The 17,273-nt window shown below is 66.9% G+C and carries 19 protein-coding genes and 1 pseudogene; 15 read left to right on the top strand and 5 right to left on the bottom strand.

Going from position 1 to position 17,273, the window contains the following annotated elements; genetic code table 11:
• Both QZ186_RS09560 and QZ186_RS09555 read left to right on the top strand, forming a co-directional pair.
• Nucleotides 1–512: pseudogene (locus QZ186_RS09560) on the top strand (cobyric acid synthase CobQ); the annotation flags it as partial.
• The gene (locus QZ186_RS09555) at nucleotides 509–748 is read left to right on the top strand and encodes a 2Fe-2S iron-sulfur cluster-binding protein (RefSeq protein WP_296416585.1); all 240 of its coding nucleotides are present in this window, start codon (nucleotides 509–511) and stop codon (nucleotides 746–748) included. The pseudogene QZ186_RS09560 and the gene QZ186_RS09555, both read left to right, overlap by 4 nt.
• On the opposite strand, the gene mnmA is transcribed toward QZ186_RS09555, so the two are convergent.
• On the bottom strand, nucleotides 739–1,890 hold the full coding sequence (mnmA, locus tag QZ186_RS09550) for a tRNA 2-thiouridine(34) synthase MnmA (protein ID WP_247479897.1): 1,152 nt from the start codon (nucleotides 1,888–1,890) through the stop codon (nucleotides 739–741). The genes QZ186_RS09555 and mnmA overlap by 10 nt on opposite strands.
• Nucleotides 1,891–1,984: 94 nt before the next feature.
• Between mnmA and QZ186_RS09545 the strand changes: the two genes are divergently transcribed.
• Together QZ186_RS09545 and QZ186_RS09540 are read left to right on the top strand one after the other, a co-directional pair.
• On the top strand, nucleotides 1,985–3,598 hold the full coding sequence (locus QZ186_RS09545; protein ID WP_296416584.1) for an NAD(P)H-hydrate dehydratase: 1,614 nt from the start codon (nucleotides 1,985–1,987) through the stop codon (nucleotides 3,596–3,598).
• Between the two features lie 111 nt (nucleotides 3,599–3,709).
• Nucleotides 3,710–4,639, top strand: a complete 930-nt coding sequence (locus QZ186_RS09540) for an RNA polymerase sigma factor, RpoD/SigA family (protein WP_247477277.1) — start codon at nucleotides 3,710–3,712, stop codon at nucleotides 4,637–4,639.
• Here QZ186_RS09540 and QZ186_RS09535 read toward each other — a convergent pair.
• Complete coding sequence (locus QZ186_RS09535) at nucleotides 4,636–4,863, bottom strand: hypothetical protein (RefSeq protein ID WP_010315619.1); 228 nt, start codon at nucleotides 4,861–4,863, stop codon at nucleotides 4,636–4,638. The genes QZ186_RS09540 and QZ186_RS09535 overlap by 4 nt on opposite strands.
• Before the next feature lie 70 nt (nucleotides 4,864–4,933).
• Between QZ186_RS09535 and QZ186_RS09530 the strand changes: the two genes are divergently transcribed.
• Together QZ186_RS09530 and QZ186_RS09525 are read left to right on the top strand one after the other, a co-directional pair.
• Nucleotides 4,934–5,104, top strand: coding sequence for a hypothetical protein (locus tag QZ186_RS09530; protein ID WP_010315618.1), 171 nt, complete (start codon nucleotides 4,934–4,936; stop codon nucleotides 5,102–5,104).
• 9 nt (nucleotides 5,105–5,113) lie between these two features.
• Nucleotides 5,114–6,028 (top strand): histone deacetylase, encoded by a 915-nt coding sequence (locus QZ186_RS09525; protein WP_247477271.1) that lies wholly within the window; start codon nucleotides 5,114–5,116, stop codon nucleotides 6,026–6,028.
• Nucleotides 6,029–6,037: 9 nt separating this feature from the next.
• On the opposite strand, the gene pdhA is transcribed toward QZ186_RS09525, so the two are convergent.
• Entirely contained in the window at nucleotides 6,038–7,147 is a 1,110-nt protein-coding gene (gene pdhA / locus QZ186_RS09520) for a pyruvate dehydrogenase (acetyl-transferring) E1 component subunit alpha (RefSeq protein WP_296416581.1), read from the bottom strand.
• Between the two features lie 141 nt (nucleotides 7,148–7,288).
• Between pdhA and QZ186_RS09515 the strand changes: the two genes are divergently transcribed.
• The 5 genes from QZ186_RS09515 to QZ186_RS09495 all read left to right on the top strand — a co-directional run bounded on the left by QZ186_RS09515 (nucleotide 7,289) and on the right by QZ186_RS09495 (nucleotide 13,097).
• Nucleotides 7,289–9,265 (top strand): IMS domain-containing protein, encoded by a 1,977-nt coding sequence (locus QZ186_RS09515; protein WP_296416579.1) that lies wholly within the window; start codon nucleotides 7,289–7,291, stop codon nucleotides 9,263–9,265.
• A gap of 60 nt (nucleotides 9,266–9,325) precedes the next feature.
• Nucleotides 9,326–10,792 (top strand): signal recognition particle protein, encoded by a 1,467-nt coding sequence (gene ffh / locus QZ186_RS09510; protein ID WP_247477268.1) that lies wholly within the window; start codon nucleotides 9,326–9,328, stop codon nucleotides 10,790–10,792.
• A gap of 89 nt (nucleotides 10,793–10,881) precedes the next feature.
• Nucleotides 10,882–11,292 (top strand): 30S ribosomal protein S16, encoded by a 411-nt coding sequence (rpsP, locus tag QZ186_RS09505; protein WP_010315608.1) that lies wholly within the window; start codon nucleotides 10,882–10,884, stop codon nucleotides 11,290–11,292.
• 11 nt (nucleotides 11,293–11,303) lie between these two features.
• Entirely contained in the window at nucleotides 11,304–12,287 is a 984-nt protein-coding gene (locus tag QZ186_RS09500; protein WP_010315606.1) for a PhoH family protein, read from the top strand.
• 75 nt (nucleotides 12,288–12,362) lie between these two features.
• Entirely contained in the window at nucleotides 12,363–13,097 is a 735-nt protein-coding gene (locus QZ186_RS09495; protein ID WP_247477266.1) for a Bax inhibitor-1 family protein, read from the top strand.
• Nucleotides 13,098–13,162: 65 nt separating this feature from the next.
• On the opposite strand, the gene QZ186_RS09490 is transcribed toward QZ186_RS09495, so the two are convergent.
• Entirely contained in the window at nucleotides 13,163–13,690 is a 528-nt protein-coding gene (locus QZ186_RS09490) for a hypothetical protein (protein WP_010315603.1), read from the bottom strand.
• 89 nt (nucleotides 13,691–13,779) lie between these two features.
• Here QZ186_RS09490 and era point away from each other — a divergent pair, with 89 nt between their 5' ends.
• From era to trmD, 3 genes are read left to right on the top strand one after another with little or no spacing between them, the layout of a single operon-like run.
• Nucleotides 13,780–14,703 carry a GTPase Era gene (gene era / locus QZ186_RS09485; RefSeq protein WP_050778441.1) on the top strand — a complete coding sequence of 308 codons (924 nt, stop codon included), beginning with the start codon at nucleotides 13,780–13,782 and terminating at the stop codon, nucleotides 14,701–14,703.
• Nucleotides 14,704–14,716: 13 nt separating this feature from the next.
• Nucleotides 14,717–15,181: a phycobiliprotein lyase gene (locus QZ186_RS09480; protein WP_247477265.1), complete on the top strand. Its 465-nt coding sequence runs from the start codon at nucleotides 14,717–14,719 to the stop codon at nucleotides 15,179–15,181.
• 3 nt (nucleotides 15,182–15,184) lie between these two features.
• Entirely contained in the window at nucleotides 15,185–15,883 is a 699-nt protein-coding gene (trmD, locus tag QZ186_RS09475; protein WP_296416577.1) for a tRNA (guanosine(37)-N1)-methyltransferase TrmD, read from the top strand.
• Between the two features lie 4 nt (nucleotides 15,884–15,887).
• Here trmD and QZ186_RS09470 read toward each other — a convergent pair whose 3' ends face one another.
• The gene (locus QZ186_RS09470; protein WP_010315595.1) at nucleotides 15,888–16,802 is read right to left on the bottom strand and encodes an SPFH domain-containing protein; all 915 of its coding nucleotides are present in this window, start codon (nucleotides 16,800–16,802) and stop codon (nucleotides 15,888–15,890) included.
• Nucleotides 16,803–16,858: 56 nt separating this feature from the next.
• On the opposite strand from QZ186_RS09470, the gene QZ186_RS09465 reads away from it, so the two are divergent.
• On the top strand, nucleotides 16,859–17,273 hold a 415-nt coding region (locus tag QZ186_RS09465), incomplete at its 3' end, for an NfeD family protein (protein ID WP_296416576.1).

The following is a 17,273-nucleotide window of genomic DNA, read 5'->3' as shown; positions in this document are numbered from 1 at the left end:
CCTATGCCTCCCAGGGGGGAGCCGTGCTGGGCATCTGCGGCGGCATGCAACTGCTGGGGCGTGAACTCCTCGATCCCCAAGGCCTGGAAGGGGGTGCCGGCTCGAGCCACGGCGGCCTAGGGCTCCTGCCGCTACGCACGGTCTTTGGAGAGGTCAAGGCGCTGCGGCAATGCAGCAGTCCGGCGCGATGGCCCCAAGGATCAGAGCCTGCGCTACTGGAGGGCTTTGAACTGCACCGGGGAGCCACCAAGGCGATCGAAGCGTGCGAGACCCTGGCGGAGAATGAGTCCCTGGGATGGGTCTCAGGCCGTATCGCCGGCACCTATCTCCATGGTGTCTTTGAGAGTGGCCCCTGGCGCCGGCGCTGGCTCAACCAGCTCAGGGCGCGTAAGGGGTTGCCATTGCTTAGCGAACGCCAACCTCACCACAGCCGTCAGCGGGAGGCACTGCTCGATCGCCTCGCCGATGCCTTCGAGCAACACGTCAACCTGGAGCCCCTGCTCAAGCCATGAAGGACGTCCTGATCCAGTGGCCCAATGGACAGCAGACCCGCTGCAGTGCGGGGAAGGATTGGCTGCAGGCTGCGCGCGAGGCCGGTTTCTCAATCCCCACGGGCTGCCTCGGCGGCAGTTGCGGCGCCTGCGAAATCGATGTCAACGGCAAGACCATCCGGGCCTGCATCGCCACCGTTCCCGCCAGTAAAAGCGGTGAGCTGAGCGTGGAGCTGGCGAGTGATCCCTACTGGTGATCGCGCTGAATTAAGCCACCCCCCAGCACCATCTCGCCGGCGTAGAACACCGCCGCCTGGCCGGGGGTGATCGAGAACTGCTCCTCGGCGAACTCCAGGCGGCAGCGGTGCGGTCGGTCGGCCGCGCGGTCGGAATCGGTCTCCGGCAGGGGAATCAGTCGGGCCTGCTGGGGTCCACTGCGGTAGCGCACCTGCACCTCCACATCGAGCGGCTCGGTGGGTGGCGCGATGGAGACCCAATTGACCGCGCCCACCACGGCCTCGCCGCGGGCCGCATCCCGGCGGGGGGCCACCACCACCTGGTTCATCGCGCCATCCAGGCGGACCACATGCAGCGGCTCACTCCAGGCCACCCCCAGGCCCTTGCGCTGGCCAATCGTGAAGTGCTCGATGCCGTCGTGCTCGCCCACCACCTGGCCATCGGCCAGCACGATCTGCCCCGGGCGTGGCGGCAGGTAGGCATCCAAGAAGGCCTTCATCGAACCGTGGTGGTCCGCCAGACAGAGGTCCTGGCTCTCGGGCTTCTGGGCCGTGCGCAGCCCATGACGATCCGCCTCCAGGCGGGTGTCGGGCTTGGTCAGCTCGCCCAGGGGAAACACCAACCGACCCAGGGCCTCCTGGGGCAGGTCATAGAGGAAATAACTCTGGTCCTTGCGCTCGTCCAAGCCGCGCAGCAGCTGATGGCGACCGTTCTCGCTCTGATCGCCGTGGCGCACCCGGGCGTAGTGCCCCGTGGCGATCCGATCGATGTTCCGCTCCTCCTTGGCCCAGCGCAACATCGGCCCGAACTTCACCTCCCGGTTACAGCGCGAGCAGGGCAGCGGGGTCACACCCGCCTCGTAGCCCTGCACCAGGAAATCAACGATCTGCTCCTTGAAGTGCTCGCGGAAATCCACCACGTGGTGGGGCACCTCCAGCTGCTCGCAGACCCCAGCGGCATCCACGAGACCCTCGGCGCAGCAGGCGCCCTTCCCGCTCATCAGCCAGAGGGTCAGCCCCTCCACCTCCCAGCCGGCCTCCACCAGCAGGGCCGCCGTCAGGGAGCTGTCCACTCCGCCGGACAGCCCCACGGCCACCCGGTGCTCCCCCGGCCACTGGCGCAGCCGCTCAATCGCCAGCGCCCCCGCCTCCGTTGCCGCCACGGAGGCCTCAGATGCAACGGGAACAGCGGAGAAGCGCGCCAATGCCAACGGTGGCTGTTCTCTCCATCATGGAACTGACGCCGTCAGTGCTGTTTTGGCCTCGTCCTGTTGGCCCCCACGCGACGCCGAGCACCTGCTGGTCAGCGGCCAGCAGATGGCCGGACTCGAGCAGGTGCTCTTCGAGAACGGCCTGCCGGTGGAGGCGCTGATGGAGAAGGCCGCCCTGGCCATCAGCCGGCGGCTGCAGGAACCCGATCTCTGGCCAGAGCTTCAAGCGCGAGGGGCGCTGGTGCTGGTCGGCCCCGGCCACAACGGCGGCGATGGCCTGGTCATCGCCCGGGAGCTGCAGCTCGCCGGCATCCCCGTACGGCTCTGGTCTCCCTTTGAACGGCGCAAGCCCCTCACCGAGAACCACCTGCGCCAGGCCCTCTGGCTGGGGATTCCCCAGCTGGGCAGCCCACCCGACCCGAGTGATCCGGCCCTCTGGATCGATGCGCTCTTTGGCATCGGCCAAAGCCGGCCCCCGGGAGATGCCCTGGAGTCCCTGCTGGCCCAGCGCCAACGGCACCAACCCCAGCGGCTGATCGCCATCGACGGCCCCACAGGCCTCTGCGCCGATCGCGGCCTGCCCCTGGGTCAGACCGCCGCCACCGCCGGGCTGACCCTGAGCATCGGCCTGATCAAACAGGGGCTCATCCAAGACAGCGCCCTGGCCTGGACCGGAGCACTCGAGCGCATCGACCTGGGGCTTCCCGCGGCCCTGCTGGAGCAACTGCCCGCGCAGCAACCTCTTGGCCTGAGCCCCAGCGACCTCGATGGCGCCCCCTGGCCCACGCCCGCTGCCGCGGCCTCGAAGTACCAACGGGGTCGCCTCCTGGTCGTCGCCGGCAGCGACGCCTACCGCGGTGCCGCCCTGCTCGCTCTGCTAGGGGCCAGCGCCAGTGGCCTCGGCAGCCTGCGGGCCGCCGTCCCCGAGGCCGTCGCCGATCAGCTCTGGAGCCAGCTCCCCCATGCGGTGCTCTCAGCCCGGCTGCCCAGCCGCGGCGATGGGTCCCTGGATCTCAGCGCGCTCGCCCCCTCAGCCCTGGAGCGGCTCGATGCCCTGGTCCTCGGCCCGGGCATCGGCAACACGGCAGACGATGCAGCGATCTGGGAGACGCTGCAGGCCTTCCCTGGCCTACTGGTCCTCGATGCCGATGGCCTCAACCGCCTCGCCCAGCGCGCCGCCCTTCCCTGGCTGCGGGGCCGCTCGGGCCCCAGCTGGCTCACCCCCCATCCCGGCGAATTTCAGCGCCTCTTCCCCGATCTCACCGGACTGCCGCCGCTGGAGGCCTGCGCGGCGGCGGCCCAGCAGAGCAGCTGCTCCGTGCTGCTCAAGGGGGCCCGCAGCGTCATTGCGGATCCCAGCGGAGAGCGCTGGCAGCTCAGGAGCGCCAGCAGCCATGCCGCCCGCGCAGGCCTGGGCGATGTCCTGGCGGGCTACGCCGGAGGACTGGGTGCCCTCGCGCAGGCCAGCGGCGCCGGCTGCAGTGGTTCCTTGCTCGCCCTGGCAGCCCTGGCCCACGCCAGCGCCGGGCTGCAAGTCAGCACGCTGCACGGCATCGGCGCTGCTACACCGCATCAGATTGCCGAAATGTTGGCCGCGATGGAGAGAAAAACGAAGCCAGGGATTGTCAACAGAATCTGCAGCGGCCAGTTGTGCACCTGAGTCTCAAAAGTGTTGTGATCTTTCGTATCTCAAAGCTGAAGCGTTACTGAAATCCCAGCACTTTTTAAAAAAGCCATAGGAGATTCTTCCAACCTTTCAACAGGAGCCTCCATGGCAGCCGCCACCAGCTCCAACACCAGCAGCAGTCGGCGCCGCAGCAGCGATCCGATTAGTTGGTACCTCTCAACCATTGGTCGGGTGCCCCTGCTGACGCCCGCGGAAGAAATCGAACTCGGCAATCAAGTGCAAGCGATGATGCGGCTTGCCGAAGAAGACAAAGGCGAGGCCTATACAACGCATGAAAAGAAGATCATGCGTGTGGGCAAGCGCTCCAAAGAGCGCATGATGAAAGCCAACCTGCGCCTGGTGGTCAGCGTCGCCAAGAAATACCAAGGCAAGGGCCTGGAACTGCTCGATCTGATCCAGGAGGGCTCCCTGGGCCTCGAGCGCGCCGTGGAGAAATTCGACCCCACCCGCGGCTACAAGTTCTCGACCTACGCCTTCTGGTGGATTCGCCAGAGCATGACCCGGGCGATCGCCTGTCAGTCGCGCACCATCCGCCTGCCGGTGCACCTCTCCGAGCGCCTCACCGCCATCCGCAAGGTCAGCCTTGAGCTGGCCCACAAGCTCGGCGCCATGCCCAGCCGCAAGGAAATTGCGGAAGAGATGGACATGCCCCTCGATGAGCTGGATTCCCTGCTGCGCCAGGCCCTCACCACCTCCAGCCTGGATGCCCCAGTGAACGGAGAAGAAGGGCGCAGCTTCCTCGGCGATCTCATTGCCGATCAGAGCAACAGCGAGCCCCTCGACCAGGTCGAGCGCGGCATCCATCAAGAGCAGCTGGGACGCTGGCTCAGCCACCTCACCGACCAGGAGCGTCAGGTGCTCGAGCTGCGCTTTGGCCTGGAAGGGGAGGAGCGCCACACCCTCGCTGAAATCGGCCGCATGCTCGAGGTCTCCCGCGAGCGGGTGCGCCAGGTCGAGCTCAAGGCCCTACGCAAGCTGCGTCACCTCACCCGCCGCCTGCCCACCGCCATCTAGGACTCCGTTGCTGCCGGGGCTGGCGCTGCCGGCAGCTCCGAGCCGGAAATACAGAAGCTATTGAGGGCCTTGCTCTTGCTCACGGGGCTGGTCTTGAGCTGGGCCATCAGCATGTCGCGGGACTTCTGACAATCCGCGAAGGTCTTCATCGGCAGGGACTGCATCGCCGTACCGCCGTGGACGGATCCGGACCAAAACAAGATCACCAGCCAAACCGGAGCCATCGAGATCCCTTGATTGCACTCCTTTGTAGCCCGGTTTCCGCCAGACTTCGCGCACCAACGCTTACCCGCAATGCTCGGCGGAGAGGACAGCCTTCCGGTCACCCTGCGGCTCTCGGAGCCGGTGATCAAGGAGCTCGAGCTCTTGATGCAGCAACTGCAGCTCGATGACATGGGGCTGCTGGTGGATCGCCTGCTGCGGGAGTCCCTCTTCGACGAAGAGTTCGACGGCGACGAGGACTGATCACCCCCGGTGCGCCTGCCGCTCGTCTACCACCCGGCCTACTCGGCCCCCCTGCCCAGTAGCCATCGCTTCCCGATGGCGAAGTTCAAGCTCCTGCGTGCCCTGCTCGAGGAGCAGGGCCTGGCGAGGGAGGAGCAGATCCATACCCCCCTTCCGGTGCCGCGGCGCTCACTGGAGCTGATCCACAGCCGCCGCTACCACCAGGCCTTCGCCCGCGGGGAGCTGCTGCCCGCGGAGCAGCGCCGGATCGGCCTGCCAGCCACAACCCCCTTGGTGCAGCGCACCTGGCTGGCGGTGGGAGGGTCGCTCCTGACCGCCCGCCTGGCCCTCCAACACGGCGTCGCCTGCCACCTCGCCGGGGGAACCCACCACGCCTACCCCGACCACGGCAGCGGCTTTTGCATCTTTAACGACTTCGCCGTCGCCGCCCAGGTCCTGCTGGCAGAAGGCCAGGTCCAGCGCCTGATGATCATCGATCTGGATGTGCATCAAGGGGATGCCACCGCGTCGATCTTCCGCGATGAACCGCGGGTCTTCACCCTCTCGGTCCACTGCGGCAGCAACTTCCCCCTGCGCAAACAACAGAGCGACGTCGACCTCGCCCTCGACGATGGTCTGGGGGATGACGCCTATCTGGAGTCAATCGGCGATCTCATCCCAACCCTCCTGGATCAAGAGCAACCGGATCTGGTGCTCTACAACGCCGGCGTCGATCCCCACCGGGAGGACCGACTCGGTCGGCTGAACCTCACGGATCAGGGCCTACTCAACCGCGACCGCCTCGTCCTGGACAGCTGCCTGCGCCGCAACATCCCAGTCGCGACGGTGATCGGCGGCGGCTACGACGCGCTCACACCGCTGGTGCTGCGCCACGGCCTGGTCTTTCGCGCCGCCAGCGAGCAAGCCCGCTTGCACGGGCTCTAGGGCTGCCGCTCAGTCTTCCGCCCAGATGTAGCGGGTCAGTTCCTCGGGCTTGGGTTCAGGAGCCGACAGGGCGAACTCCACGCAATCGGCCACCTCGGCGTCGATCTCCTTCTCGATCCCCTTGAGCTCCTCGGCGGTCGCCAGGTTGTGCTCGATCAGGTGCGCCGCCAAGCGCTTGATCGGGTCCCGCTGGGCCCAGAACTCCTTCTCGGCCTCAGCCCGCAACTCGTCGGGGTCCGCCAGGGAGTGACCGCGGAAGCGGTAGGTCAGGCACTCCAGTACCGTGGGGCCCTCGCCTGCCCGGGCCCGTTCGATCGCACGCTGGGCAGCACCGCGAACGGCCAGGACATCCATGCCGTCCACCTCTTCACCGGCCATGCCGAAGGCTGCGGCCTTGCGCCAGATCTCGGGATCACTGGTGGCGCGGTTGTGGTCCATACCAATGGCCCACTTGTTGTTCTCGACCACAAACAGGATCGGCAGCTTCCAGAGCGCCGCCATGTTCAAGCACTCGTAGAACTGGCCGATGTTGCAGGTGCCATCGCCAAAGAAGGCCGCGGTCACCGCATCGCTGCTGGAATCGCCCAGGGCATCGCGCTTGTAGCGGCTGGTGAAGGCGGCCCCAAGGGCCACGGGGATGCCCTCACCAATGAAGGCATAGCCACCCAGCAGGTGGTGCTCCTTGGAGAACAGGTGCATCGAGCCGCCGCGGCCCTTGCTGCAGCCGGTCTCCTTGCCGAACAACTCGCTCATCACCTCGCGGGCCGGCACGCCGCAGCTCAGGGCATGCACGTGATCGCGATAGGTGCTGCAGAACCAGTCGTGCTGCATCTTCATCGCCTTGATCACCCCCGTGCTCACGGCCTCCTGGCCGTTGTAGAGGTGAACGAAGCCAAACATCTTGCCGCGGTAGTACATCTCGGCGCACTTGTCTTCGAAGCGCCGACCGAGAGTCATGTCGCGGTAGAGCATCAACCCCTCATCCCGGGTCACCGTCGCCGGCGTCGAGGGATAGAGATTCATCAGCCGCTCGGCATGCAGGCCGACCTGATTGACATCGGCGGAGCAGGAGGGAGCACCACTGGTGGCGACGCCCTGTCCAAGATCGGCCTGTGTCATGGCTGAGGTCCTGCTCTCCGGGGACTCTGATGCTGGCCTGACTGTACGGGGTCCATCTCCAAAAGGTGCACGAAGGACGGCCAAAACCGAAGACTCTGCCTACAGTCACGTCCGATTAGCGCCCGCCAATCCGAGCTCAATTTGGAACTGCCGATCGACCACTTCCGCCTACTTGGCGTGAATGCCAGCTCCGACCGGCAGAGCGTGCTGCGAACCCTGCAGCAGCGTCTTGATCGCGCGCCAGACCAAGGCTTCACCCAAGACACTCTCCAGGCCCGGGCCGAGCTGCTGGAAGCCAGCGCCGACCTGCTGAGTGACGAAACCCGCCGCCAGGCCTATGAGCGGGAACTGACGGCCATTGCGGACAACGCCAACGGTTCCATCGCCGCCCTGGAGATTCCGCCCTCCCGTGAGGTCGGCGGTCTTCTCCTCTTAATGGAGGCCGGCCAAGCCCAGGAGGCCTTCGACAGCGCCGCCCGCGGCCTTCAGCCACCCCAAGCACCCGCCCTGGGCAGCAGCCGCGAAGCCGACCTGACCCTGTTGGCTGGCTTGGCCTGCCAGGGCACTGCCCGGGATTACCGCGACCAACGCCGCTATGAGGCGGCCGCCCTGACCCTGCAGCAGGGTCTGCAGCTGCTGCAACGCATGGGCCAACAGGCCGAACAGCGCCGCAAGCTCGAGCAGGACCTCAAGGAACTCCTCCCCTACCGGGTGCTGGATCTGATCAGCCGCGATCTCTCCGCCAGCGGCTCGCGCCAACAGGGGATTGCCCTGCTGGAGCAGCTGGTGCAGCAACGGGGCGGTCTCGAGGGCCACGCCGATCTGACCTTCCCCCAAAGCGAGTTCCAGCCGTTCTTCAAGCAGATCCGTCAGTTCCTGACGGCCCAGGAGCAGGTGGAACTGTTCAGCCGCTGGGGCGATGCCGGCTCAGCCACCGCTGACTTCCTCGCCAGTTTTGCCCTCACGGCCTCGGGCTTCTCCCAGCGCAAGCCCGAGCGGATTCTCGAGGCCTACGAACGCCTGAAGAACAGCGGCCAGCCGGGCATTGAGGTCTTCCTCTCCTGCCAGCAACTGCTGCTGGGCCAGGTGGATGAGGCGGAGCGCCTCTTTGATCTAGGGGCGGATGCCGCCCTGAAGCAGTGGGCCCTGGAACAGGGGGACGACCCCCTGGCCCGCCTCTGCGCCTACTGCCGTGACTGGCTCACCCGCGAGGTGCTCGAGGGATTCCGCGACATCGACGTCGACGCCAACCTCGATGCCTGGTTCGCTGACCGGGATGTCCAGGCCTACATCGATCAACAGGACCGCATCCGCGGCCGCCAGTTCAGTGCCAAGACCAGCCTCGAGGCACCAGCGGCCGCCGAGACCAGCAGCCCCTTTGGCGATTGGCCGAGCTTCGACCTTTCAGGCAGCTCCGATAGCCCCAGCAGCTTTGAGTCGCTGGAGCAGGAGAGCGAGGACGACGATGACGAGCTCTGGGATGGCCCCCGCTGGAGGTTCTCCGATCTCCAATGGCCCCAACTCGGCGGCCTGAACGAACGGCTGCAGGCACTCCCTAGCTGGGGGTTGCCGGTCGGTGCGGCCGTCGCTGCCCTCGTCCTTGGCTTCGGCGGCTGGATGGCCCTGAAACCACGGGTCAGTGAGGTGGAAACGGCCGCCAGCAGCGCCCTGGTTCAACCCGAAACCCCAGCACCAGCGCCGCTCGAAGCCCCCTTCCCGCTCAAGGCCCCCGACCCCAGTGCCGGCCAACTGCAGGGCCTACTGGAGGCCTGGTTGACGGAAAAAGCCGCAGTGCTCGCCGGTGGAGCCCCCAGCGAATCCCTGGCTGATCTAGCCAGCAGCGATCAAATCCAGCGTCTGCAGCGCCAAAGCCAGGCCAACCGCCAGCGCGGGGCCACTGAAACCGTCAAGACCACCATCACCGGCTTCAAGGTCAGCGACCGCTCCCCCGTGCGCATCGCTGCCCAGGTGGTACTGACCTACAGCGATGAACGCAAGAGCAGCACCGGTCAGGTCCTCAGCAGGACTCCTGAGATGACCCTGCGCAACACCTACATCTTTGGCCGCAGGAACGGCAGCTGGCAGCTCGTGGCCTACAAGCCCACCGCCAAGAACTGACGCGCCCGACCCGCTGCCGAGACGGTCGCTTTTTACGATCACTCGATCACAGGCGCCCCCATGTTCGACGAGCTCTCCCAACGGTTTGAAGATGCCGTCAAGAACCTGCGCGGTCAGGGGGCCATCAACGAGGGCAACATCGACGGTGCTCTCAAGGACGTGCGCCGGGCCCTGCTGGAGGCCGACGTCAGCCTTCCGGTGGTCAAGGACTTCGTCGAAGAGGTCCGCAAGAAGGCCCTAGGGGAAGAGGTGGTGCGGGGCATTAGCCCCGACCAGAAATTCATTCAGGTCGTTCACGAGCAACTCGTGGAGACCATGGGAGGCGAGAACGCACCCCTGGCCCCTGCCGGCAAAGAGGGCGCCCCGGCGGTGGTGCTGATGGCGGGCCTGCAGGGCGCCGGTAAAACCACCGCCACCGCCAAGCTCGGCCTTCACCTCAAAGAAAAAGGACGCAGGGCGCTGCTGGTGGGGGCCGACGTCTACCGGCCCGCGGCCATCGAGCAGCTCAAAACCCTGGGCGGCCAGATCGGCGTTGAGGTCTTCAGCCTCGGCACCGACGCCAAACCGGAAGCCATCGCCGCCGCCGGCATCGAGAAGGCCAAGGCCGAAGGCTTCGACACCGTCCTGGTGGACACCGCCGGCCGCCTCCAGATCGACACCTCGATGATGGAGGAGATGGTCCGGATCCGCGAAGCCGTCCAGCCCGATGAGGTGCTGCTGGTGGTGGATTCGATGATCGGCCAGGAGGCCGCCGAACTCACCCGGGCCTTCCACGATCAGGTGGGCATCACCGGTGCGGTGCTGACCAAGCTCGACGGCGACTCCCGCGGCGGGGCGGCCCTCTCGATCCGCAAGGTCAGCGGCGCACCGATCAAATTCATCGGCACCGGCGAAAAGGTGGAGGCGCTCCAGCCCTTCCACCCCGAGCGGATGGCCAGCCGCATCCTCGGCATGGGCGATGTCCTCACCCTGGTGGAGAAGGCCCAGAAGGAGGTCGAGCTGGCCGACGTGGCCAAGATGCAGCAGAAGCTCCAGGAAGCCACCTTCGACTTCTCGGACTTCATCAAGCAGATGCGCCTGATCAAGCGCATGGGCTCCCTGGGCGGCCTCATGAAAATGATCCCGGGGATGAACAAGATCGACGACGGGATGCTCAAGCAGGGCGAAGAGCAGCTCAAGAAGATCGAAGCGATGGTTGGCTCCATGACCGAAGCCGAGCGCTGCGATCCCGACCTGCTGGCCGCCAATCCCTCCCGCCGGCGCCGGATCGCCAGCGGCAGTGGCCACACCCCCGCGGATGTGGACAAGGTGCTGCAGAACTTCCAGCAGATGCGGGGCTTCATGCAGCAGATGACCCGCGGCGGCGGAATGCCCGGAATGCCTGGAATGCCAGGCATGGGCGGAATGCCTGGAATGCCTGGAATGGGCGGAATGCCCGGCATGGGTGGAATGGGTGGCCGCGGTGGCGGCGGGATGCCCAAGGCCCCCAAACCCGCCAAGAAGCGCAAAGGCTTCGGCCAGCTCTAGGGGGTCACCCCAGAGAGTATTGTTGTCGTTTGCGCCCGATTCCCTGGGGAATCAACGCGCGTTTATCCAGTCAGCAAGGCAAGGCCACAATGATCAAGCTCCGCCTGAAGCGGTTCGGTAAGAAGCGGGAAGCGAGCTTCCGCCTGGTGGCCTGCAACAGCACCTCACGCCGCGACGGTCGTCCCCTTGAGGAGCTGGGCTTCTACAACCCCCGCACCAAGGAGACCCGTCTCGACACCGAGGCCATCCGCGCCCGTCTCGCCCAAGGCGCCCAGCCCACCGAGGTCGTGCAGACCCTGCTCGAGCGCGGCGGTCTGATCGAGAAGAAAGTGCGTCCCTCCGTGGTCGTCGGCCAGAAGAAGCAAGCCGCCATCCGCGAGGCTGCTGCCAAGCAGGCCGCTAAGGAAGCTGCCGAAGCCAAGGCTGCTGAGGCCGCTGCTGCTGCAGAAGCCGCCGCTGCCGCCGAAGAGGCTCCCGCTGAAGAAGCAACTGAAGCCTGAGGCCCTCCCCCATGCCCGGGGCTGAAAGCCTCACGGCCTTCACCATCGACCTTCCCGACCAGGACGCCGCCATGGCCCTGGCCGGTGAAGCTGAATCGACCCTGCATCGCCTCGAAGCCCTGACTGGTGCTTCGTTGGTGCTGCGGGGTCTTTCGCTGCAACTGCGCGGCAGGCCGACCCAGCTGGAGCGGGCCGCCGGCCTGGTGGAACTGCTGCGTCCCCTTTGGCAGGAAGGCCAAGGCATCACCCAGGTGGATGTGCAAACCGCCCTCTCCGCCCTGGATACGGGCCGCGGAGAGGAGCACCAGCAGCTGGGGAAACAGGTGCTGGCCCGCAGCCAGAGCGGGAAGCTGCTGCGTCCCCGCACCCTCAAACAAAAGACCTACGTCGAGGCGATCGAACGCCACGACCTCACCTTCGCCCTCGGTCCAGCCGGCACCGGCAAGACCTTCCTGGCGGCCGTTCAGGCGGTCCGAGCCCTGCAGGAGCGCAAGGTGGAGCGGCTGATCTTGACCCGCCCGGCCGTGGAGGCCGGCGAGCGCCTGGGCTTTCTGCCTGGGGATCTGCAGCAGAAGGTGGACCCCTATCTGCGGCCCCTCTATGACGCCCTGCACAGCCTGCTGGGACAGGAGCGCACCGCGGCGCTGATCGAGAAGAACGTCATTGAGGTGGCGCCGCTGGCCTACATGCGGGGCCGCACCCTGGCGGAGGCCTTCGTGATCCTCGATGAGGCGCAGAACACCACCCCCGCCCAGATGCGCATGGTGCTGACCCGCCTGGGGGAGGGCTCAAAGATGGTCGTCACCGGAGACCCCACCCAGATCGACCTGCCCCAGGGGCAGTTGAGCGGCCTGATCGAAGCCGCTCAAGTCCTGGAGGGGGTCGAGGGCATTGCCGTCTGCCGGCTCAGCGCCGCCGATGTGGTCCGCCATCCGCTGGTGCAGCGCCTGGTCACCGCCTACGCCGCCCGGGATGCGGCCAAGGCCCGGCGTTAGTCGGGGGATCCACACCCCCAAAGGGCACACAAGCTGGAGATCGCTGGCAGGATGAAGCCAGTCATCCTCTGTGCCATGCCGGCCAGCAGCAATTTCCAGGAGGCCATCCGCGAGGCGCAATCGAGCGCCCTCGTGGGGCCCAACGTGGTCAATAAGGCGCTGCCCTACGTGGGCGGCGGCATGGTGCTCACCGCCGGTGGCGTGATGGGCGGCCTGGCTCTGTTGGCCAGCAACCCCGCCAGCTTCATGCCCCTGTTCTGGGTGGCCCTGATTGGCAACTTCATCCTCTTCTTCGTGGCCCAGAACGTGGCCCTGAAGGCGAACAACAGCACCGCGCTGCCGCTGATGGCGGCCTACAGCCTGATCACCGGCTTCACCCTGAGCGGCATCGTCGCCCTGGCCATCGGCACCGCCGGCATCGGAGCCATCGGCACCGCGGCTCTGGCCACCGGCGTCACCTTCGTGGCCGCCTCGGTCATGGGCCGCCGCATGAGCGACAGCGTCGGTCAGGCCCTCAGCGGCGTCGTCGGCCTGGGCATCCTCGGCCTGGTGATCGCCATGGTCGTCCAGATCGTTGGCGGCATCTTTGTGCCCGGCTTCGGCATGGGCGGCATGGAGCTGCTGATCGCCGGTTTCGGCACCGTGATCTTCGTGGGCGCCGCCTTCGTGGACTTCTACACGATGCCCCGCACCTACAGCGACGACCAGTACCTGGCCGGTGCGCTGAGCATGTACCTGACCTACATCAACCTCTTCATCTTCATCCTGCGTCTGGTGATCGCCCTCAACGGTGGCGGTCGCCGCGACTGATCCAGTTCCCTGGTTCACCCAAGCGCCCCAAACGGGGCGCTTTTTTGATGCGCCGAGGGGGCGCCTCAGCCCTCCGCCACGGCCAGCACCGCCTCAGCAATCGCCGCGGTCTGAGCCGCGTCATACCCCCAGCGCTTGAGGAAGGCCACGTCCTCACCGCGGCCCTCGGTCGCCTCCAGCAGGACTTCCAGGCGGGCCTTCACGGCCTCAGGTTCCAGCAACCGCAGCAGTTCGGTGCAGCGCGCCTGCACCCGCTCCGATCCCGCCTGCTGCGCCTCATCGGCATTGCGCCCGTGATGCAGCGCCATGGCCGTGCTCATCGCCAGGTTGCGGGCGCTGAGATCCACCACGCCATCGCCGGCCTGGCGCAGGGCCAAGACCACCGGGTCCGGCAGACGGTCCATCAGCGGGCAATCCCCCGCCAGGGAGACCACAAAGAACCCCCGGGCGCCATCCCGGCTGGCCACCAGCTCAGAGACCCGATCGCCAATCACCTCATCGCTGAGTTCACCGTTTTCCCAGAGCCCCAGCCACTGGGCTGTGATCTCCATCGCCTGTTGAAACGTGGGCTCCAGCGGGGCGGCTTCGGTCATGGGGGAGGTTGAACTGCCAAGGTGAGGCTATGGAGTCACACGACCAGCTGCCGCCTTTGCCAGATCTGAGCGATCTGCCGGCCGAGGCCATGGCGGGGGGCTTCAGCCTGGGGCAGAGCCCCGAAGGATTTCGCTCGGGCTTTGTCGCCCTGGTGGGACGGCCCAACGTGGGCAAATCCACCCTGATGAATCAGCTGGTGGGGGAGAAGGTGGCGATCACCTCCCCCGTCGCCCAGACCACACGCAACCGGCTGCGGGCAATCCTCACCACCCCCACAGCCCAGCTGGTCCTGGTGGACACCCCTGGAATCCACAAGCCACACCACCTCCTGGGGGAGCGGCTGGTGCAGACCGCCCGCGGTGCCATCGGCGAAGTCGATCAGGTCCTGCTGCTGGTGGATGGCAGCCAGGCCGCCGGCCGAGGCGACGGCTTCATCGTGGAACTGCTGGAGCGCATCAAGGTGCCGGTCCAGGTGGCGCTGAATAAATCCGACCTGGTGGACCCGGCCCAGGCCGCCGAGCTGGAGGCCAGCTACCGCGAGCTGGTGCCCGGTTGGCCCCTGCACCCCGTCAGCGCCCTCAACGGCGAGGGGACCGAGGCCCTGGTCAGTGCCCTCGCCGCGGAGCTTCCTGAAGGCCCCCACCTGTATCCGCCGGATGCGGTCAGCGACCAGCCGGAGCAGCTGCTGCTGGCGGAGTTGATCCGTGAGCAGGTTCTGCAGCACACCCGCGAGGAGATCCCCCACTCCGTCGCCGTTCAGATCGAGCGGGTCGTGGATGACAAGGAACGCACCGCCGTGCTGGCCACCGTGTTGGTCGAGCGCAACAGCCAGAAGGGCATCCTGATCGGCAAAGGCGGCAGCATGCTGCGCCAAATCGGCACGGGCGCCCGGCAGCAGATGCAGAAACTGATCGCCGGTCCGGTCTACCTGGAGCTCTTCGTCAAGGTCGTTCCCAACTGGCGCCGCAACTCCTCACGGCTGGCGGAATTGGGCTACCGCGGCGACAGCTGAGAGAATCGCCGCCATGAGCGACAACGCCTCCTTCCCCCCCGACTCGATCGAAGCCTTCCTGCGCTTCTGCGACGGCGAGTGGATGAGCCTTCGGTCCCGTTTCGTGCTGGGCGATGACAGCGACGCCGGTGAGGGCGACGAGTGGCACAGCAGCGAGCGCGGTGAACTGGTGGTCCGCTACCTCGAGGGCAACCCCGGCGGGCTGAGCGTCGGGCCCAAGGAGCAGGCGCCCAAGCAGCTGCAGTTTCAGGCCGATGGGCAGTTCCACGCCGGAGATCAGCAGGGCCGCTGGACCCTCTGGCCCGACAGCAGCCTGGAGCTGGTGATCGAGCGCGATGGCAACGAGATCCGCGAGCGGATCTGGTTCAACAAGCCCAACCTGCGGCTGCGCTCCACCATCGAGCAACCGGCCGATGGCACCCCCGGCCGCGCCAGCTTCAGCTCTGAGATTCGCCGGGTGAGCCGGCCCGCCGCCTGAGCGATGCGTCTCGATGTGGTCAGCCTGACCCCGGAGGCCTTCGCGCCGCTGCAGGGTCTTGGGGTCATCGGCCGCGCCTTCGCCGCCGGCCGCGCTGAGCTCCACGTTCACAACCCCCGGGATTTCGCCACCGACCGCTACCGCAAGGTGGACGACGAGCCCTATGGCGGCGGTGCCGGCATGGTGCTCAAACCCGAGCCGGTCTTTGCCGCCTACGAATCGATCCCAACGCAGCCGCGCCGGCGCACCCTGTTGATGTCGCCCCAGGGGCAACCCCTACGCCAGCAGGATCTGCGGCGTTGGGCTACGGACTACGACCAGCTGGTCTTCCTCTGCGGCCACTACGAAGGATTCGACGAACGCATTCGCTCCCTGGCCGATGAGGAGGTCTCGATCGGCGACTTCGTGCTGACCGGGGGTGAACTGCCGGCGATGACGATCATCAATGGCGTCGTGCGTCTGCTGCCGGGCACCGTCGGCACCGAGGCCTGCCTGGAGGAGGAAAGCCACAGCGCCCTGCTGCTGGAGCACCCCCACTACACCCGCCCGGCCGACTTCCGCGGCATGACCGTCCCGGACGTGCTGCGCAGCGGCGACCACGGCGCCATCGCCCGCTGGCGCGCCGATCAACAACAGCAGCGAACCGAAGAGCGCCGGCCCGATCTCTACGCCCGCTGGCAAGAGCAGCAGCAACAGCAGTGAGCCGTTAGGCCTCGGGCTTCTGCAGCCCCTTGAGGGCGCCGAGCAGGGCCGCCGGGCTTTGCGGGTCGACCATCAGCACGCTGCCGCCAGGGGCCTGGGCCATCGATTCGCCCATGGTCATCCAGTCGCCCGCGAGCAGCAGGCGCATCGCCTCGGCCGCCTCGGGATCGGCCTGCATCGCCTTGGCTAGGCGGGTGGCGGCATCGGCGCGGGCCTGGGCCAAGAGTCCCTGCTGCTTGGCCTGGGCCTCCGCCTCCAGCAGCAGGGCTTCCTGCTTGGCCCTGGCATCGAGCACCAGGGCTTCGGCCCGGCCCCGGGCTGCATTGAGCTGGGACTCCTTCTCACCTTCTGAGCGCAGGATCGCGGCGCGCTTCTCCCGCTCGGCCGTCATCTGTTGTTCCATCGCCTGCTGCACCCCGCGGGAGGGCTGAATGTCCCGGAGCTCCACCCGCGTGACCTTCACGCCCCAGGGATCGGTGGCGGAATCCAACTCCCGCAACAGCGCCTCATTCACCTCCTGGCGAGTGGTGAAGGTCTGATCGAGATCGAGCTTGCCCATCTCGGCGCGGATCTGGGTCAGCACCAGATTCACCATCGCCGCCTGCAGGTTGTCGACCGAGTAGTAGGCCCGCTCGTGCTCCAGCAGTTGCCAATAGACCACCGCATCCACCTCGATGGCGACGTTGTCGCGGGTGATGCACTGCTGCGGCGGGATATCCAGCACCCGCTCCTTCAGCGACTCATGGCTGACCACCCGTTCCACCACCGGAAGCACCAGGGAGAGCCCCGGCTGCAGCTGCCGGTCGTACTTGCCCAGTCGCTCCACCAGGCGGGACTGGCCGCCGCTGGTGACCTTGATGCTGTTCAGCCCCAGGAAGGCCATCACCACCAGGGCCGGCAAGCCAAACAGCGCTTCCATTGGCCCAATTGATCCGTTGGCTTCAAGCTAGGCAGCAGCTGCCTGATCGCAACCCCGTGACCGCGCTGCTCTGGTTTCTGCTGGCCCTGGTCCTCCTGGCCCTGGAGTGGCTCGGGGTGGAGTTCGATGGCCTGCTCGCCGCGGCCCTGGCGGCCCTGCTGGTCTCCCTGCTCAGCGCCTGGCTGCCCCTAAACCTGGGACTGCAGCTGCTGCTCTTTGCGGGGGGCTCGGTGGCACTCCTGCTCGTGCTGCAGCGCTGGTCAGCGCGCAAGCGGGAACGGGCCATTCGCCAGAGCGAGGGCTCCCAGTACGCGGAGGTCATCAGCGGCTTCGAGGCCGGCAGTGACCAGGGGAGGGTCCTCTGGCACGGCCAGAGCTGGGCAGCGGAGAACCTCGAACCCCGTCAAGCGCTCCAGCCCGGCAGCCAGGTCCTGGTGATGGGGCGCGACGGCACCAACCTGCAGGTGCTGC

Source organism: Vulcanococcus sp. DEBay_Sum29NL08_54, from assembly GCF_017859255.1.
Lineage (GTDB): Bacteria > Cyanobacteriota > Cyanobacteriia > PCC-6307 > Cyanobiaceae > Vulcanococcus.
The sequence above is the reverse complement of the archived record's forward strand: the minus strand, read 5'-3'. Positions and strand labels throughout refer to the sequence as shown.

Bases quoted from the DNA above. Each gene is read 5' to 3' on its own strand.
- QZ186_RS09555 (WP_296416585.1), top strand. From the start codon at position 509: ATGAAGGACGTCCTGATCCAGTGGCCCAATGGACAGCAGACCCGCTGC.
- QZ186_RS09540 (WP_247477277.1), top strand. From the start codon at position 3,710: ATGGCAGCCGCCACCAGCTCCAACACCAGCAGCAGTCGGCGCCGCAGC.
- QZ186_RS09535 (WP_010315619.1), bottom strand. From the start codon at position 4,863: ATGGCTCCGGTTTGGCTGGTGATCTTGTTTTGGTCCGGATCCGTCCAC.
- QZ186_RS09530 (WP_010315618.1), top strand. From the start codon at position 4,934: ATGCTCGGCGGAGAGGACAGCCTTCCGGTCACCCTGCGGCTCTCGGAG.
- pdhA (WP_296416581.1), bottom strand. From the start codon at position 7,147: ATGACACAGGCCGATCTTGGACAGGGCGTCGCCACCAGTGGTGCTCCC.
- ffh (WP_247477268.1), top strand. From the start codon at position 9,326: ATGTTCGACGAGCTCTCCCAACGGTTTGAAGATGCCGTCAAGAACCTG.
- rpsP (WP_010315608.1), top strand. From the start codon at position 10,882: ATGATCAAGCTCCGCCTGAAGCGGTTCGGTAAGAAGCGGGAAGCGAGC.
- QZ186_RS09500 (WP_010315606.1), top strand. From the start codon at position 11,304: ATGCCCGGGGCTGAAAGCCTCACGGCCTTCACCATCGACCTTCCCGAC.
- QZ186_RS09495 (WP_247477266.1), top strand. From the start codon at position 12,363: ATGCCGGCCAGCAGCAATTTCCAGGAGGCCATCCGCGAGGCGCAATCG.
- QZ186_RS09490 (WP_010315603.1), bottom strand. From the start codon at position 13,690: ATGACCGAAGCCGCCCCGCTGGAGCCCACGTTTCAACAGGCGATGGAG.
- era (WP_050778441.1), top strand. From the start codon at position 13,780: ATGGCGGGGGGCTTCAGCCTGGGGCAGAGCCCCGAAGGATTTCGCTCG.
- QZ186_RS09480 (WP_247477265.1), top strand. From the start codon at position 14,717: ATGAGCGACAACGCCTCCTTCCCCCCCGACTCGATCGAAGCCTTCCTG.
- trmD (WP_296416577.1), top strand. From the start codon at position 15,185: ATGCGTCTCGATGTGGTCAGCCTGACCCCGGAGGCCTTCGCGCCGCTG.
- QZ186_RS09470 (WP_010315595.1), bottom strand. From the start codon at position 16,802: ATGGAAGCGCTGTTTGGCTTGCCGGCCCTGGTGGTGATGGCCTTCCTG.